This is a genomic window from Pseudomonas sp. P5_A12 (genome assembly GCF_056400685.1).
Map to the genome: position 1 here is coordinate 1 of NZ_JBFUKU010000562.1, position 1,437 is coordinate 1,437.

At 55.2% G+C, this 1,437-nt stretch carries 3 protein-coding genes; 2 read left to right on the forward strand and 1 reads right to left on the reverse strand.

Annotation, left to right across the window (positions count from 1 at the left end):
* A partial coding sequence (locus tag AC1DSG_RS31115) for a hypothetical protein (RefSeq protein WP_477794286.1) occupies positions 1-508 on the forward strand: 508 nt, incomplete at its 5' end.
* The gene (locus AC1DSG_RS31120; protein ID WP_477794287.1) at positions 505-1,146 is read left to right on the forward strand and encodes a hypothetical protein; all 642 of its coding nucleotides are present in this window, start codon (positions 505-507) and stop codon (positions 1,144-1,146) included. The genes AC1DSG_RS31115 and AC1DSG_RS31120, both read left to right, overlap by 4 nt.
* Positions 1,147-1,168: 22 nt before the next feature.
* Here the strand turns inward: AC1DSG_RS31120 and AC1DSG_RS31125 are convergent.
* The coding region (locus AC1DSG_RS31125; RefSeq protein WP_477794288.1) for a response regulator at positions 1,169-1,437 on the reverse strand (269 nt) is incomplete at its 5' end.

Here is a 1,437-nt window from a genome sequence, read left to right on the forward strand (position 1 = left end):
GCTTATCACCGAACACTGCGGCGAGTCGGTGGTCGAGTGGGTTGTGGCTGCGATGGCCAAAGGTGCTCCAGACGAAGGGCGAGCGGTTGGCGCAACATTGGCACGGGTGGCGAGTGTGTCGGGCACTGAACCTGCAATGAGCTTGCTGCGCAGTTCTATGCAAAAAACGTCCGCAGATGAATCGACTGAAGTACCTGTACCCGCCAGGATTATGCGTTTGCTGGTGATTCTGGCGCGAACTCCGACTTCGGTCACAAGCGTGTACCTGGAGTTTAAAACCCGTCAAGAGATAAGCCCCAACCCTTTGGCACAGCTCTTTAGGGCCGAAGATGTACAAGGCACTGTCAGCATGCGTTACGCCAGGGTCTGTCTGGCCGAAACCCTCTACGGTCCCGCGCGTGACGCTATCGCCTTGAAGGTCAGGGAAAAGCGCAAAGGCCATGTTGCGATGTTGACCCTGACCGACGACTCTTCGGGTGTGCAGGTTCCCGAGGAGATTGAATCATGACGCAATTGATTGCTCCACCAGCTGCGGTTGTTGGCGGCAGCGTCGTGGCGTTTGCCAGTGATTTGCCTGCGTCCCACCGGGAAGACATTTACATGAGCACGGCATTTGCACAATACGCTACCCGTGCTGCGTTTAACGATGGATTGTCGGGTGACTGGTTTGACTACTACCGCAATCAACTGAAGTTTCTCGGATGGGATGTTCCTGAACCTGAAACATTGTTGCCCCTACAGGACGGTCTGATGGGCAGGCAGGCAATACGAAGTATCTCAACACGTCTGGGTGAGGCATTCGCCCAGCCTATGAGTCGGGCTTTGGCACAGATGGAGCACAACGCATTGGCGCACAAGGTCTTCGACTCGACGAGCCTTGGCTCAGATGGCGGTTACTTCCAGATGATTCCTTGCGTGATGAACGGCCCTAACAAAATTGATATGGGGATTTATCACCGACAGTTTCAAATTCGTCGAAATGTCTCTCGATTCCTGTTTGTCGAAGATCAAACGCTTGTGCGCAGCAGCATCGAACAGATGGCTGTGATTACTTTCAACACACTTCACTATGCCCAGTTTCGGGACAAGGTGAAGACGTCGGTGATATCCCAGTCCTTGAAATACCTGATCAATCTGGAGCTCTGACGAACTGGCTGCAAAGGGTTGCTCAGAATGTCGACGCTGTACGACTTTGCTGATCACGCTGGGCAACCCAATGCTCGATCAGGTCACGCAACTGCGACAGCTCCACCGGCTTGGCCATGTGCCCGTCCATGCCGGCCTGACGCGCGCGCTCTTTGTGCTCGGCGAGGATGTGCGCGGTCAATGCCACCACCGGTGTGCGGGTTCGCTGGTTGCCGACTTCCCAGGCGCGTAGCTGCTGGGTGGCAGAGAAACCATCGAGGATTGGCATTTCGCAGTCCATCAACACCAGGT

Coding starts and splice junctions, on each gene's coding strand:
- AC1DSG_RS31120 (WP_477794287.1), top strand. CDS start 505: ATGACGCAATTGATTGCTCCACCAGCTGCGGTTGTTGGCGGCAGCGTC.